Raw genomic sequence first — 16,846 nt, forward strand, 5'->3', positions numbered from 1 at the left:
TTGCGCTTGTCCTGCGGGGCTAGCGCTTTACCCCGAAGCCGATCTTGAGAGCTTCGAGATCCAGGTGGGCCTCGGCCAGCAGCTTCTTGAGCCGGGCATTCTCGACTTCCAGCTCCTTCAGGCGCCGCGCTTCCTCGGCATCCATGCCGCCGTACCTGGCCCGCCACTTGTAGAACGTCGGCTCGCTGAAGCCGCCCTGCCGGCAGACCTCCTTGACCGCCAGGCCCGCTTCGGCCTGCTTCAGGAAACCGATGATCTGCTGCTCCGTGAATCGACTCTTCCTCATGTCCGTCATTCTCCAAGTTGACGGACCTCACTTCCATTCGGGTGGTACGGCTATCGGGGAGCACGTCACTCTCCCTATCAAGCGTTCCAGCAGTTCATGCAGGCCATTGCGCAGCAGCAGGACGCTACTATTTACTGAATCGGAAACTCAATCTCAAACGGTGGTGTTGCACTTCAGTTTTGAGACCGCCCCTTGTCGATGTGGCGTCTGGGTCTTGTCAGTCCTCCGGCGGGTCAGGTCGAGGTTGATGGATGGCGCAACGTCATCCTGCGTTGGCAGCGTGCTGGCCGGCAATCTACCCGAGTTCGGGCTCCAAATTTCATCCATGAATCGCGCGACGGCTGCTGTGCCCGCGAACACGCCGCGCCTACCTTCAATTTCGACGGTCTTAAACCTCGCCTTGCCCCGGGCCCTTGCAACCTGCAATGAAGCTGAGCATGCCAAGTCTGTTAACCTGCGCAAAACGCTAGCGTTTTTCACACAGGAGCGGCTCGTGGCTGTCACTAAAACCGAAGTTGTAAGTGTTCGCGTGCCGCCAGACGTGAAGGCGGCACTGATTGCCGCAGCAGAGCATGAGAGGCGCAGTCTCGCATCCATGGTTGAGTTCATGGTGCTTCAGTACTGCAAGGGTCAAGGAATCGTGGTGTCGCCGGAAGTCCAGTCCATGAAGACGCGACGCCGTGACTAGCTGCGTGCATTGTTGGGCCGAGCCTAGCTCTTGGTACCCGATACGAACTCTGTTCCCATATCGTCGAAGCGATATGTTTTTGTTTGAAATGAATCTCCTTGGAATAAGAGGAAGCCTCATGGTCGCCCGCTCACCCTTGTCAGTTGAGTTCGGATGCCCGAGCGAGGTGCAGCCATGAGTGGGCGCTGGAAGACGATTTCGCCGTCCCAGTTTCCGTGGGAACAGGACGCACTCGACTTTGTGCAGCGCGCGCTGCCCAACCGTGAGCCGTTTCGTGCCTACAGCAACTTCGAGTTTGTTGCCGACGACGGGAGCATCAACGAAGTCGACTTGCTGATCGTTTCCCGCTACAGCATCTTCCTCGTCGAGATCAAGAGCCGCCCCGGGGAAATCAGTGGCGACTCCCACACCTGGATCTGGCGAGACGGGGCACGCGAATACTTTGACGACAACCCCTTGCTGCTCACGAACCGCAAGGCAAAGAAGCTCGCATCGCTGCTGCGAAAGCAGTTGACCGTTCAGAAACGTCGCACACCCTACATCCAGTCGCTGGTCTTCCTGTCTGACCCTGCTCAACGGTGCAAGCTCACAGGCCCTGCCCGGGAAAATGTGCATCTGCGGGCCGATATTGCCAACAAACTGTTCGACGAGACGGCCCCGGTTGCCAGTGCGCAGCCGATTGACCGTGACTTGGCGACGTCCCTGAATCGGGCACTGGAGACCATTGGTATCCGTCCGCCGCAGCAGAGCCGCCGCGTTGGTGACTACCAGCTCGAGCAAGTCCTCGCTGAGACGGACTTTCACCAGGATTGGCTGGCCAAGCACGTATCGCTGACCAATCTGCGCCGTCGCGTTCGTCTTTACACCGCCAAGCGCACGCTCACCGCTGCACAGCGCTCCATGCTCGCAGACGCAGCTCGGCGCGAGTTCCAGTTGCTGGAAGGCATCCGCCATCCGGGCATCCTGCGCGCTTCCGACTTCATCGACAGCGAACACGGGCCTGCGCTGATCTTTGACTACGACGAAGGACTGCAACGACTCGACCACTTCATCCGAGCGCAAGGAGAACATCTCGATCTCTGGCAGCGGTTGAAGCTCGTCCGCGCCATTGCCGAGGCCCTGGATGCGGCCCACCGATACCGCCTCTACCACCGAGGCCTGTCGCCGCAGACCATCATGGTCAGGACGGTGGGTGCCAACTCGTTCGATGTCACCCTTTTCGACTGGCAGATCGCCACGCGCCAGTTGCAAGAAGCCGAGGGGGAGACGACCGGGACGCTGCACGTCGAGATGCTCTCTGACCGTGTGGCGCAAGAGATCTACCTTGCGCCAGAAGCCCGAAACGCGCCCCGGCCTGACTCCATCAAGCTGGACCTGTTTTCGCTCGGGGCCATCTCCTATTTCGTGCTTGCGGGTGAGCCGCCCGCCATCAGCGGCGACGAGCTGGTCACCAAGTGCGAACAAGGGCCCGGACTCACGTTGTCGGCCATGGTCAACGGCTGTTTGGCGGAGATCGAGGACCTCATCCAGTTCGCCACCTGGCCATCGCCCGATGATCGGTTCAGCTCGACCAACGAATTCCTGGCTGCGCTCGACAAGGCTGAAGAAGCGCTTGAAGAAGCCCTGACCGCGCCCGCGTCACCATTGGCGTCGCCGCTAGAGGCCAACACCGGCAATGAGCTCAACGGCTTTGAGGTCATTCGGCGACTTGGCAAGGGCGGGACCAGCCTGGCCCTTGAGGTCCGCCGCAAAGGCGCAGGGCAGCCACGCCAGGGTGTTTTCAAGATCGCCTTGGAGCCCGAGTACAACGAACGACTGAAGCGCGAAGCCGAAACGTTGGTGCGCCTTCAGCCCCACCAGAACATCGTCCAGTGCTTTGAGCGTTTCGAGATCGCGGGGCTGGCCACCCTGTTCCTGTCCTCTGCGGGCGAGGAAACACTGGGTGAACGTCTGCGCCAGGAGGGACGCCTGGGGTTGGACCTGCTGCAGCGGTTCGGCGAGGAGCTGATTTCGGTGGTGGAGTACCTGGAGCGCGAAGGCGTGCCCCACCGCGACATCAAGCCAGACAACATCGGCATCCGCCCAGGAACCGGTAAACGACTCACCCTCACGCTGTTTGACTTCTCGCTGGCCGGAGTCCCGGCCACCGACCTGAACGCGGGCACCCGGGTCTATATGGACCCGTTCTTGCGCAAGCGCGGCATGTGGGACGGGTATGCCGAGCGCTACTCGTGTGCACTGACCCTGCACGAAATGGCCACCGGCACCCTGCCCGAATGGGGCGATGGCAGTGCCGACCCCGCGACCCTGAAAACCGAGATCGTTCTCGATTCGGAGCGCTTTGACGCCTCGATCCGAAAACGGGCCCTGGACTTCTTTGTCCGGGCGCTGGCCCGCGACCACCGCAAGCGCTTCGACAACGCCGAGCAGATGCTGCGCGAGTGGCGCAAAGTGTTCGAGAGCGTCTCGCGACCTGTCACCACGCACACCACTCAAACACCCCAGAGTGACCTGCCGTTCGGTGACGAGCCTACTGCCGTCGAAGGCGGCATCACGCCGAGCACGCCACTCAGCGCGCTCGAACTGGATTCTCGCCACCTCGAACTGATCGATCGGATCGGCCACGATGAACTGGCCACCGCTGGCGATCTGGCCGACTTGCCGCGCAACCGGCTGTACCGCCACCGTGGCATCGCCCTGGCTGTGGCACGCGAGCTGCATCAGGTTGCTGACCGTCTGCGGCAGCAGTTCAGCGGCGGCGCGGTCAAAGACGAGCAGCCCGCTGACACCACCGTCGCCAAGCTGTCGGTGGATGCGGCAGCCGCCTTGTTGGTGCCGAAGAAAGGCGAGGACGCGCAACTCCAGGCCTTGGAGGCTTGGCTCGGGCTGAGCGCGCAAGCCAACGCTGCGCCACTGCCAGAGGACGTGCTGCAGTCGATGGCCGAGCGCATGTCGCGTCAACCAGAGATCACCCACCTGCGTGACGACGTGGCCCTTGTCTTGGCTGGGCTGGGCGGCATCGCGACCGTGGGGGAGATCGCCACCGCTCTCCTGGCGCGGCGCGGCAGCGTGCAAACGGGCGCGGCCCGGCACAGCGAGGCCGAAGCACTGACACGCGCGGTCATCACCGTCGAACGCACCAAGCAAGCAGCCCGCTGGCAACTGGTGCAGCGAGACGCCAACGTCCGACCGCTGGTTGAAGCGCCGCAAGTCGAAGACCTCGTGGTTGCCACACTTGCCAGCAGCGGTGCGTCCGGCCTTTTTCCCTCCGCCCCAGAAGTGCGTGCCAGTTACGCCGTGGTGCTCGGCGAAACGGCCGACCGTCTGGCGCAGCAAGACCCGCTGCCCTCGTCGCAACAAGTGGCCGATACCCTGGCCCGCGTGTCGCCGCCTGCGGGCGATGCTGGCTTGAGCTCCGATCGATTGATCCGTCTCGCCGCCGCGTGTGCCCGACAAGCCGCGCTGTCTTCGCGGCTGGAGTTCTACCCGGCCCAGTTGTCTGCGGCGCGAGCCGTCAAGCTGGCCACTAACTCGCTGCTCGGCTTGCGGCAGTTCGATCTGGAGACCATCCGACGCCGGATTTTTGCGCGCTACCCCGAGGCGGCGCCTTTGCCCGGCCCCACCGAGCTGGAGCAACTGCTCAAAGATGCGGGTCTGGAAGTGAAGTGGGATGGTGCCAAGCGCGCCTTCGTCACGCTCTACTCAGCGGGCATTATTTCGGGTACCACACAGATCACCCGCTTCGGCACCAACAACCGGCCACGTACAGCGACCGCCCCGGATGTGCAGATGGCGCTGCAGATCGACGAGCGCATCAAACACGCGTTGAGCAGCGGCAAGTTGCTCACTTTGTCTGTCGACCCCAAGGGCCTTGCTATCGCGCAGCGCGAGCTGACGCAGCGCTTTGGCCTGAAGGTCATCGACTTCGATGAAGTCGTGCTCTCGCAACTGGAAGCGCAAGCCAAGGAATGGGACGTGGACTGGAACATCCTGCTGGCCGCCGACGCCGCGCCCGCGGGTTCGGTCGATGCGCAGAACTTCGCGACCGTGCTCGGGGAAGTCTGGCCCAAGGTCGAAGCCCAACTGCTGCAGGACGATCAACCGGGCCTGTTGGTCAATCTCGGCTTGGCCGCACGCTGGCAGAAGATGCCGCTGTTCGCCAAGCTGGCCGATGCCTGCATGTTCGGCAACCGACCGCCGCTGATTGCCCTGATTGCCAGCCCGCTGACGCCTGACAACCGACCGGTGCTGGATGGCGAAGCCGTTCCGGTCACCATCAACACCACCGATTACGGTCGCATCCCTCGCGCTTGGCTCGAAAACGCCCACCGCACGCACGGCAGCCCGACAGCCGCGACCAGCACGAAGTCAAAACAACCATGATTAATCGTCCCAAACTGCTGGCCGACCTGAAGATCCAGGTTCGAGACCTGGAAAGCGATCTGCGCAGTCGCTTTGCGACCCATGCTGAGTACAAGAGCCGCCTCACGGCCGACTGGGAGGCAGCACGTGACGCTGGACGGACATCCGAGGCCTTGGAAACTTGGGCTGAGGCGCAGTTCACCCAGTCCGCCGTGGCTTGGGTATTGGCTTGCGTGTTCGTCCGCTTCTGCGAAGACAACGACCTGCTCGACGCGCCGCTGATCGCCGGCACGGATGCCCGAGGCCAAACCGCCGTGGCGCGTCAGGAGGCCTTCTATCTACAAAACCCGACCGCATCGGACAACGACTACCTGCGCGACGTGTTCGCGGTAGCAAGCCGCCTGCCAGGCTTGTCTGACGTGATGAAAGTCCAGCGTGTCTTGCTGACAGCTCCGGTCTCTGCCGACATGGGCAAGCAACTGGTGCGCTTCTTCCGCGCCACCAATGCCGACACCGGGGCACTGCTCCACGACTTCGCAGACCCCGACTGGAACACGCGATTCCTGGGCGACCTGTACCAGGACCTTTCCGAAGCAGCGCGGGAACGCTATGCCCTGCTGCAAACGCCGGAGTTCGTCGAGTCCTTCATCCTGGACCGCACGCTGACGCCTGCGCTCGGCATCTACACGCTCGAAGAAGTCGATCTGATCGACCCAACCTGCGGTTCGGGCCACTTCTTGCTGGGCGCCTTTGAACGCCTGGCCCCTCTTTGGCTGCGCAAGCGCCCTGACAACGTCAACATGGCCCTGCAGGATGCCTTGGACCGCATTGCGGGCATCGACCTGAACCCCTACGCGGTGGTGATCGCCCGGTTCCGGCTGCTGGTGGCTGCGCTCAAGATGGCACAGGTTCACAAGCTGCGGCTTGCCCCGGACTTCCATCTTCATATCGAAACGGGCGACAGCCTGCTTCACGGATTTGATCAACGCGACTACACGCGGGCTCAGGCGTCGCTAGCGTTGAATACGCCGCAAGAAAATCTGGCAATGGCGGCTGACCACCTGTATCGGCACGCCTTTGCGGCGGAAGACCTTGCCGCGACGAATCAGATCCTCGCGAGAAAGTACGCGGCGGTTGTTGGGAACCCGCCTTACATCACGGTTAAGGATCAGGCTGTCTCAGCCCTTTATCGGCAACGCTTCCAGAGTTGCCATCGGACTTATGCCCTGGTGGCCCCGTTTTGTGAACGGTTCTGGGCTCTCGCACGCAATTTGGACAACACGCAGCGAGCTGGATTTGTTGGGCTAATCGTGTCGGACTCGTTCAAGAAGAGAGAGTTTGGAAAGAAGCTAGTTGAAGGCTTCTTTCCGACCGTAGAACTCTCGCATGTCATAGACACTTCGGGAGCTTACATACCGGGTCACGGGACTCCGACGGTAGTCCTGCTTGGGCAGAATCGACCGCCTGTCAATCCATCCGTGCGTGCTGTCTTGGGGATCAACGGTGAACCATCGACACCAAGTGACCCTGGGCAAGGGATCGTCTGGAACGCCATATTGACTCAGATCGATCGCAGCGACTCCGAGTCAGAGTGGGTCAGCGTCCATGACTTCCCTCGCGACAAGTTTTACAGCCACCCTTGGGCGTTGGCCGGTGGTGGTGCCGCCGATCTGCTTGAACGAATCAATGCCGCTGGAACAGAAGTCATCAGCGCTTTTGCAGATGTGTTTGGCGGTACAGGGCGCACAAGTGCAGACGATGCATTCGTGCTGGCCAGAAACACGGCGATCAGGCTGGGTGTGGAGTCCTCAATGGTCCGCCCCCTCGTCGAAGGCGACAACGTTCGTGAATGGGCGATTTCGTCCGATGAACACGGAATAGTTCCATATGCTGAGCAAGGCCTAGTCTCGCTCTCCGATTTCCCTGGATTGAATCGGTACCTTTGGGCCTTCCGAACATTACTTGGGAATCGAGCGACATTCGGTCAAGGGACGTATTTCTCTGATGGAAAGGCGTGGTGGAGCTGGCATCAAATCACCTTGGCTCGACTGACGTATCAGCATGCCATCGCCTTTGGCGAAGTAGCAACACACAACCACTTCGTCCTCGACCGTGGAGGCAAGGTCTTCAAGCAGACTGCGCCGGTCATTAAGCTACCTGCCAACACCACCGAAGATGACAACCTGGGCATCCTCGGACTGCTGAATTCTTCGACATCGTGCTTCTGGCTCAAACAAGTCTGCTTCCCAAAGGGTGGCGATCACATGGGCACGGAAGGTGCCCGTGTGCGGCGTTCATTATGGGATGAGCGCTTCGCGCATGACAGTACCAAAGTCGGTCAGTTCCCGGTGGCGGTGGAGCGCCCCGTCCAAATCGCAAAGCGAATCGACAGCCTAGCCACCCAACGGGCAGCACGCCTACCGGTAGCGACGTTCGGGTTAGCAGTTCCAACCCGCGCTGGACTGGATGCGGCGAAGACTGAAGTCGATCGCATTCGAAGCGAGATGATTGCTTGGCAGGAGGAACTGGACTGGCAGGTCTACTGCATCTATGGCGTGTTGGATGAGCAGCTTTGTTACTCAGATGCGCCACCTGGTCTTCAATTCGGAGAGCGCGCCTTCGAAATTCTGTTGGCTCGGCAGTTGGCTGCGGGGACCACTTCGACGACTTGGTTTGAGCGTCACGGCGCACAACCCGTCACGGAATGCCCCGCGCGCTGGCCGGCAGACTACCGAGCCCTGGTCGAACGTCGAATTTCCACGATCCAGCAAAGGCGTGACCTGGCTCTAATCGAACGACCAGAGTGCAAACGCCGCTGGGCAGGATCTGACTGGACCACTCTCGAAAAGGTTGCGCTGGAAGGCTGGCTGCTCGATCGGTTGGAGGCGACTGACCTTTGGCCACGAGACGCTCACCCGGCTCCGCGCCTACGCTCTGTTCGGGAGCTGGTTGATGCGCTTTCGGGCGATGAGAGCTTCCGCCGCGCATTGGACTTGTACGCTGGTACGGGTAACGATGCACACGCAACGGTGACATCACTTCTGCAACAGGCCTCGGTTCCTTACCTTGATGTTCTGCGATACACCGATAGCGGCCTGCGCAAGCGTGCGGTGTGGAGAAGCACCTGGGGCTTGCAACGAAAAGAGGATGCGATTGACTCTGAAGTCAGCAAGAACATGGTTGGGGCATCCGCAGAGGACATTGCTGCCGAGCAGACGCGACGCAAGACCCGCGAGTTAGGTGCCATCCCGGTACCTCCCAAGTACAAGCCGGAAGATTTTCTCGATGGCCCAATGTGGAAGCAGCGTGGGCCGCTCGACGTCCCCAAGGAACGCTTTATCAATTTTCCTGGCTTGGAGCGCAGCAACGACGCTGGAAGCCCAATGCTGCTCTGGGCCGGCTATGGCGCAAAAGCCCGCGCCCTGGCGCTGACGGGCTATCTGTACGAAATGCTGCAGCGTGAAGGTGCCGATGCCGTTCGTTTGACGCCTGCCTTGGCCGGCCTGGATGAACTGTTGCCTTGGGTCCACCAATGGCACCCAGAGATCGACGACGACCTGGGCATGAGCACCGGCGACTACCTGCAAGGCTTGCTGGATGCACAACTGGCTCAGCACGGATTGACGCTGGAGGCGGTGCGCGCCTGGCGCCCCCCGGCACCTGCCCGCCGCACGCGCGGCCGACGCTCTGCCACCGCGCAAGCCTGAAACAAATCAAGAGGGACACAACAACATGCCAAAACTACGCGAAGTATTTGACCTGCCGGAGCAGGTTCACCAAGGTGACTTTGTTCTCCGCCTGACGGACGGCCTGAACGCCCCTGCGGACACCGTGCGCGACTACATCGCCACGCCCCAGTTGGTGAAGTGCTTCGACCAGGCGCTCGGGGTGGTCAAGGGCGCAATCGACAGCCGAATGAGCAAGGGCGCGTACCTGCACGGTAGCTTCGGCTCGGGTAAGAGCCACTTCATGGCCATCCTGTCCCTGCTGCTGCGCGGTGACACCACGGCCCGTGGCAAGCCAGAGTTGGCCCCGGTGGTGTCCAAGCACAACGGCTGGACCCAAGGTAAGAAGTTCTTGGTGGTGCCTTACCACATGATCAACGCCGAGACGCTGGAATCGGCCCTGTTCTCGGGTTACGCCGAGCTCGCCGCTCGCCTGCACCCGGAAGCTTCCAGCCCCGGCTTCTACCAGAGCGAGGGCATGCTCAACGATGCGCAGAAGCTGCGCACGCAGATGGGAGACGAAGCCTTCTTCCGTACCTTGAATGGGGCAACTGGTGCTGCCACAGGGGGCGGTGGCTGGGGTCGCGTCACCCAAACCTGGGCAGCTCCACGCTTCGAGGCCACGCTGAAGGCTGCGCCTGGCAGCCCTGAGCGCTTCCAACTGGTCGGGGCTCTGACACGCGCCTTTTACGGCAGCGTGAGCCACCTCTCTGCCTCGCAGCGCGAGATGTACACCTCGCTCGACGAGGGCTTGTCGGCGATGTCGCACCACGCCAAGGACCTGGGCTACGACGGCATCATCCTGTTCCTGGACGAATTCATCCTCTGGCTGGCCAGCCGCGCGGCGGATGTGGCCTGGATTGCTCGCGAAGGGCAAAAGGTCGCGAAGCTGGTGGAGTCGAGCAACGCAGACCGGCCGATCCCCATCATCAGCTTCATGGCCCGCCAGCGCGATCTGCGTGAGTTGGTCGGCGAGCACATGCCCGGTGCGGAGCAGTTGTCGTTTGCTGACACACTGCAGTATTGGGAGGCACGCTTCGACAAGGTGAATCTGGAAGACCGCAATCTGCCAGAGATCGCCAAGAAGCGGCTGCTGCGCACGCGCGGCCCGGCCGAGGATGCGCTGCTGAAGGGGGCTATCAACAAGCTGCTCAGCAGCCAGCCCGAGGTGCTGCAAACCCTGCTAACCCGCGATGGCGATCAGCAGATGCTGCAGGACCTGTACCCCTTCACGCCGGCATTGGTCCAGACCTTGATTGCCGTGTCGTCGATGCTGCAGCGCGAGCGCACAGCCCTGAAACTGATGCAGCAGATGCTGGTGGACAAGGCGGACACGCTGGAGATCGGCGACGTGATCCCTGTGGGCGATCTGTTCGATGTGATTGCAGAGGGAGACGAGCCCTTCACCCATGGCATCAAGCTCTTTTTCGAGCAGGCCAAACAGCTCTGGCGTCGTCGCCTGTTGCCAATTCTGGAAACCCAGCACGGCGTCACTTGGGAAGACATCGAGTCGGGCAAGGCCGACCCCAAGAAGGCGGTTGCACTGCAGAACGATGCTCGCCTGCTCAAGACCCTGGTGTTGGCGGCGCTGGTGCCCGAAGTGGAGGCATTGAAGAACCTGACACCCACCAAGCTCGCAGCGCTGAACCACGGCACGATCCGCACGCCGGTGCCCGGCAGCGAGGGGATCACCGTGCTGACCAAGCTCAAGCGCTGGGCTGGCCAAGCCGGGGAGATCAAGATTGCCGATGACTCGCCGAACCCCATGGTTTCGGTGGAAGTGGCCAAGGTGGACACCGACGCCATTCTGGCCAACGCGATGTCGTTTGACACGCAGGGGAACCGGCAGGCCGAGGTCAGGCAACTCATCACCGACGGTTTGGGGTTGGCTGACGTAGGCTCCAGCCTGCTGCCGCCGGAGATGGAGATCACCTGGCGCGGTTCGCGCCGTAGCGCTGAGATTCTGTTCGGCAACGTCCGGGAGCAATCCTTCGACACCCTCAAGGGGCGGGAAGGAACGTGGCGCATCCTGATCGACTTCCCATTCGATCATCAACCCGAGCATGGCCCACAAGACGACGTGGCTAAGATCAATGGCTTCCTCAATGATGGACGTGTCGGACGCTCGGTGGCCTGGCTGCCATCCTTCCTGTCTCCCAACACGCAAGACCAGCTTGGGCGGCTGGTGGTCATCAACTTCGTCTTGCGTGGAAACAACCTGGACCAGTACGCCAGCCAACTGTCGCAGGCCGACCGCGAGCAGGCGCGTGTGCTGTTGACGAACCAGCGGGACCAACTGCGCCAGTTCATTCGCAACTGCCTGTACACGGCATACGGACTCAACAGCGTCGCCCACGAGGCGTTGGACTCCGCACAGACCGTCGACGAGCACTACTTCAGCCTCGATCCGTCGCTGGTGTTGCGCCCGCCGGTAGCGGCCAACTTCAAGGACGCGTTCGAAAAATTGACGGAGCAGGCGCTGGACTATGAGTTCCCGGCTCATCCGCACTTTGACGCTGAGCCCAGGCCGATTGCGGTGAAACGCCTCGCCGATCTGATGGTGTTGGCAGCCCAAAAGCCAGCCCATCGGGTCGAGCTAGAGGCCTCGCTGCGGGACGATGCCAAGCGCATCGCCCCCAAACTGGACCTTGCCGAGGTGGGCGAAGCGGCGCTGCAGTTGCGCGATGACTGGTCGCAGCACTTCGCTCGCCAAATCGCTCAGCAGTCGGGCCGCGAGCCCACCGTGAGCGACCTGCGCCGCTGGCTGGATCTTCCGGACCGTCGCGGCCTGCGAGACGACCTGCAAGATCTGGTGATCCTGACCTGGCTGGCCAAGAGCAATCGCTCCCTGTACCGCTTTGGCCAGCCGTTCAAGGGTGAGATCGGCAACGTACCCAATGAATGCGAGGTTCGCGAGCAGCCATTGCCGACAACGACCGAATGGGACAGGGCCACCAAGCTCGCCGGCGATATGTTGGACCCGGCCATGGCGGCGCTGTATAGGTCGGCTCCAGGGCTGGTGGAGTTCTCCCGTGCCGCACGTAAGCGTGTGACAGACACGGCAGCGCACTTGCTGAACTATCTGCGTGTGGTCGAACAGTTGATGACCTTGGTACAGACCGACACGGTGGCCGCCGGGGAGCCTGCCCTGCGCAAAGCGGGCGCAACACGCCTGCGCGACTGGTTCGCGGCCATGGAGTCCAGCAGCTCGGAGATTGACCTCGTCAACATCGTGTCCAGGCTGGATTTCAGCACCGAAGAAATTGCCGAAACCAAAGCGGTCCTTGGTGGTGTTCAGGCGCTGGCGCGCGTTGAGGCCAAGCACTACTTGGTTAACAGCCTGCGTTCAATCGCGAGCGGAAGCGGGGAGTTTGCTCCGCGTGCCAATCAGATCCTGGAGAGCCTTGCTCACGCTGTTCTCCGCTACGAATACGTGGATGGACTCCAAGCCGCAGTCGCCCAGTTCGAACGCGATGCGGGAACACTGATGGCTGATGTTGCCAACCGGGCGACGCCACCAACCCCTCAGCCTCAGCCCGTCCCTGAGCCGGAACCTGGCATGAAAGCGCCGCAGCGAATTGAGCGGTCCAGGCTGGTCAAGACTGATGCCCTGAAGGCATTGGCCGACGCCCGCACGCTGTTGGAGGGCCTTGGTGAGGTCAGCGTGGACATTCAGATCGTTATCCGGGAACAGGAATGAAGGTTCCGGCGCATCAGATCAGTCTTCAGGCCAAGCAGGCCCACGAAGCAGACCCGCCAGCAAAGTTCATCCTGCTGCGGCTGCCGCCAGACGCCTTTGATGGCATAGCCGTGGATGTGAACGCCGAGAGTTGGCCGGTCGCGACCTGCAGCTCTCCGCTGTCCGTTCGTGACGCCATGCGTCGTTACTCAACCAGCACGACGCCCGCTGTCCTGCTTTTCTCGGGCGACGAGAGCGACCTGGGCACTGACGTGCTGGCTCGCTGCGCCAAGAGGCGCGCTATCACCCACGACCTTTGGCAGACGGTGTTGGCACTGTTTCGGGCAGCGCACATTGATCCACGATTGGCTCGCCATCGCTGGCTGGCTGAACTACTTGTGCGATACATGCCTGCAGAGGGATATGCCCCGGTCCGATCACTCGTTTTGGATCAGGACCGTGCTTGGAAGGAGTTGTTCCAAGTCGTCCTGGGCTTCGAGTCCTACCCGCCGACCGAGCTTGACCTTTTGAAGTGGGCGGGTGACGCCCAGAGACGAGATCAGTTCAAGACGCTGGAAGACACCGCTCGCCAAGAGACTGTCCAACGGCTGCGTGAAACGCTGGGCGACTTGGTGAGCTTCGTCTTTGCGGCCATCGATACGGGCAGTGCCGACGAGCTGGTGGCCATCGCGATGCTTTGCGAGGCCTTGGAGGATAAGACTGCGGGCACCGAAGCGAACCGGGCGAAAGTCGCCGCGCGCCTCGAAGTCCTGTTTGATGGGCTGACCATCTCGTCGCACACCACACATCAACTGGCTGGAGCAGCCGATGCTTGGTTCGACCGCGCCACGGAGGTGGCCAAACAGCAGCAAGTGGCGCGCTATGAGTCTTTGGTGACGCAGTTGAAGGCGGAGTCCCTGGCCGCTCACGCGCGATACGGGAGTGCAGCGTTGCGCGAAAAGACCAAGGCCTTCGCTGCTGCCTTGAACGAACTCAACCTGGCCGAAGCCATCTCGCGGTTTGGTCGTCTGGTGACCCATCGCGGTCCGGTTCTGAGCAGTCGATCAGAGCTCCGATGCAAGATGGCTGTGCGCTTGGTGAGCTGGCTCACGCAAACCGCCAATTCGTTTCCCTCCGCATTGAACGCGCTTGCTGAGCAGTATCGAAACGAGATCGGCTGGGTGGATTGGGCGCAGACGGTACTGCTAGAGGGTGACGACTCCGCTGAATTGGCGAGCGCCTATGGACTCCTGCGTGAGGCTGCGCGCGTTCGTCGGGATTTGTTCGACCGGCGGTTCGCCGAGTCGCTGTCAAGCGATCAGCCCGATGGGGCCTCCTTGATTCCGATCGAGGACGCCCTCGACAAATGCGTCGCCCCAGTCGCTGAGGCCGGTCGCAGTCTGCTCATCGTGGTGGACGGCATGAGCATTCCGGTTTTTCTTGAACTGCACCATAGCCTGGCCGACCACGGCTGGGTTCAGTTCGAACGTACCGATGGTTCATGCTCGACGTTGCTGGCCATGCTGCCGTCCACAACCGAAGCGTCCCGAACCTCGTTGCTTTGCGGCACTGCTTGTGCAGGATCAGCGTCGACAGAGAGATCCGCCTTCAGCGCCTACCCGTCGCTGGTTGCACCATCTGTCGCCGGCAAGCCACCTGCGATTTTCCACAAGCGCGACTTGCTCGACAGTTCCGGCGTCACGCTTTCGGATGACCTGAGGGCGGCTCTGAGTGATACACGTCAGCGGGTGGTCGCCGTGGTCATCAATGCGGTAGACGACCACTTGATGAAGTCTGACCAACTGCGGCTTCGCTGGGATATCGCCCAGTTCAAAGGTCTGGATGCACTGCTCGCGGAAGCACGTTCCTCTGACCGGTCCGTGACCTTCACGAGTGACCACGGTCATGTGCTCGACCAAAACACGGTGATGCAGGGATCGAGCCCGAACGCTCGCTGGCGCGAACCCAATCTGGAGTCCTACCCGGGCGAGCTCGCGCTGAAAGGTAAGCGAATCAAGGCGGCCAGTGGCTTGGACGAGGTTGTTCTGGCCTGGAACAGCAAGCTGCGCTACGCCAGCAAGCGAAATGGCTACCACGGCGGATGCGCTCCAGCCGAAGCACTCGTCCCCATCGCCACCTACCGCTATGGCACCAAAGCGGTAGATGGTTGGAGCATCCGCGAAGAAGCAGCACCCGGCTGGTGGCAGGCGTGACGAGGCGGAAATCAGGGTTCAAGGAATACAGAGCATGGCACGAATAGAAAACCACAAATACAGCATCGAAGAAGCCTTCAGGGAGTGCTTCTACATCGTCCCGGACTACCAGCGTGAATACGTCTGGATGGACAAGGAAGTGCATCAGCTGCTGGAGGACATCGGCGAGCAGATCGATGCGGGCACGACGCGGGAATACTTCATCGGCACGGTGCTGGTGTCGCCGACCGAGCAGAAGAACCACTACGAAGTGATCGACGGCCAGCAGCGCCTGACCACGTTTTTCCTGCTGCTTTGCGCGCTCAAGCATCTCTTCCAGGGTGAGCCGCAACGGCAGATGATTTCCGGGCTGATCTCGACCAGCTACGTGGACAGCGACGGCGAGGTGCGCACCAATCTGAAGCTGGAGCCGCGTTACGAGAGCGCAGGCGAAGTGATGGCCAAGCTCGTGGAGCTGGATGCCGAGCCGCAGACCGTGCGGGCGGGTATCCAGGCTGCAGGTATCGCGAGCTTCGGCTCGCTGGAGAACCTGGTCAACGCCTACAGCACGCTCTACCGCTACCTGAAGGATAACTACGACGACACGGCCAAACTGAAGAAGTATTGGGGCTATCTGGCCAACAACGTGGTGTTCATTCAGATCTCTACGGACGTTAGTAGTGCGCTGAAGATCTTCGAGACCATCAATGAGCGTGGGGTCGGTCTGAACCCGATGGACCTGCTCAAGAACCTGCTGTTCACACAGGTCAAGCAAACCCAGTTCACTCAGCTCAAGGACGAGTGGAAGAAGATCACCAAGCCGCTGGAGAAGGAGAAGGAAAAGCCGCTACGCTTCTTGCGCTACTTCCTGATGGCCAACTACGTCATCAAGAATGAGCGCGGCGATGCGGTTGTGCGTGAGGACGAGATCTACGACTGGTTCATCGCTAAGGGCAACGCGGCGCTATGCGACTACGAGGGCAAGCCCTTTGAATTCGTCCGCAAGGTGATCCGAAATGTCGAGCACTACCTGGCATTTGCCAACGGCCTGGGCAATGACGGCAAGCCCAGTCTGGCGATGGACAGCCTCAAGCGGCTGGCCGGTGGTGCGTTCAGCTTGCACTATGTCCTGCTGCTGGCAGCGGCGAACCTCCCCAAGCCGCTGTTCGATCACTTTGTGGCGCAACTCGAGAGCTTCCTTTTCTACTACATCTTCACCAAGACCCCGACCAAAGATCTAGAGCGCAGCTTCTCCCACTGGGCCGACGAGCTGCGCGCGATTGCGGAGACGACTGATCCGGTGAAGCAGAAGGTTCAGCTCAACACCTTCGTCGCCGACCGCTTCGAGAAAAACATGGCTGGAAAGTCGCAAGAGCTGGCCGATGCCCTCAAGCGCTTCACGCTGTATTCGATGCAGCAGTACCGCACGCGCTACTTGCTGGCGCGGCTGGCCCAGCATGTCGAGATGGCGTTCAGGGGCTTGAAGGCCCCAGGCAGTCTCGAGCCCTTCACCAAGCTGGAAATCGAGCACATCCTGCCTGACAACCCGAAGGCGGAACTGCGCGCCACGTGGGCGGCAGAGAACCCGAACGCGGTATACGACGACTACAAGAATCGCCTCGGCAACCTAACCTTGCTGGAAAAGCCCATCAACATCGTCGCGGGCAATGATTTCTATGCGGCCAAGCAGGTCGAGTACAGCAAGAGCGGTAACTACCTGACCCGCAGCTTGGTGGCCTTGACCGATGTTGGGCAGAACACATCCATTTCCCGGATCAACGCCAAGCTGGCGGCATTTCCTGCATGGAAGGCGGCTGACATCGAAAGGCGACACGCAATGCTGATCGCGTTGGCGCAAGACGTTTGGAAGACGATGCCGATCAGTGTGTGAACTTAAGGATTGCACACGGTGCA

General features: G+C 61.2%; 6 protein-coding genes and 1 pseudogene. 6 read left to right on the forward strand and 1 reads right to left on the reverse strand.

The annotated features are described in order from the left end of the window. Positions 1-286 (reverse strand): annotated as a pseudogene (locus T336_RS0123450) (transposase); the annotation flags it as partial. Between the two features lie 247 nt (positions 287-533). On the opposite strand from T336_RS0123450, the gene T336_RS27265 reads away from it, so the two are divergent. From T336_RS27265 to T336_RS0123480, 6 genes are all read left to right on the forward strand, one after another. Then, the gene (locus T336_RS27265; protein ID WP_209436002.1) at positions 534-974 is read left to right on the forward strand and encodes a hypothetical protein; all 441 of its coding nucleotides are present in this window, start codon (positions 534-536) and stop codon (positions 972-974) included. Between the two features lie 174 nt (positions 975-1,148). After that, positions 1,149-5,357, forward strand: a complete 4,209-nt coding sequence (gene pglW / locus T336_RS0123455; RefSeq protein ID WP_026434331.1) for a BREX system serine/threonine kinase PglW — start codon at positions 1,149-1,151, stop codon at positions 5,355-5,357. Further along, positions 5,354-9,043 (forward strand): BREX-2 system adenine-specific DNA-methyltransferase PglX, encoded by a 3,690-nt coding sequence (pglX, locus tag T336_RS25655; RefSeq protein WP_035227142.1) that lies wholly within the window; start codon positions 5,354-5,356, stop codon positions 9,041-9,043. The genes pglW and pglX overlap by 4 nt, the downstream gene beginning before the upstream one ends. 25 nt (positions 9,044-9,068) lie before the next feature. After that, positions 9,069-12,761: a DUF6079 family protein gene (locus tag T336_RS0123470; protein ID WP_026434334.1), complete on the forward strand. Its 3,693-nt coding sequence runs from the start codon at positions 9,069-9,071 to the stop codon at positions 12,759-12,761. Next, positions 12,758-14,953 (forward strand): BREX-2 system phosphatase PglZ, encoded by a 2,196-nt coding sequence (pglZ, locus tag T336_RS0123475; protein WP_026434335.1) that lies wholly within the window; start codon positions 12,758-12,760, stop codon positions 14,951-14,953. The genes T336_RS0123470 and pglZ overlap by 4 nt, the downstream gene beginning before the upstream one ends. Positions 14,954-14,987: 34 nt before the next feature. Then, entirely contained in the window at positions 14,988-16,823 is a 1,836-nt protein-coding gene (locus T336_RS0123480; protein WP_026434336.1) for a DUF262 domain-containing protein, read from the forward strand. The last annotated feature ends 23 nt before the right edge of the window (positions 16,824-16,846 follow it).

Origin of the sequence: Paracidovorax oryzae ATCC 19882 (assembly GCF_000687165.1) — a bacterium.
In the GTDB taxonomy this organism is placed as follows: Bacteria; Pseudomonadota; Gammaproteobacteria; order Burkholderiales; family Burkholderiaceae_C; genus Paracidovorax; species Paracidovorax oryzae.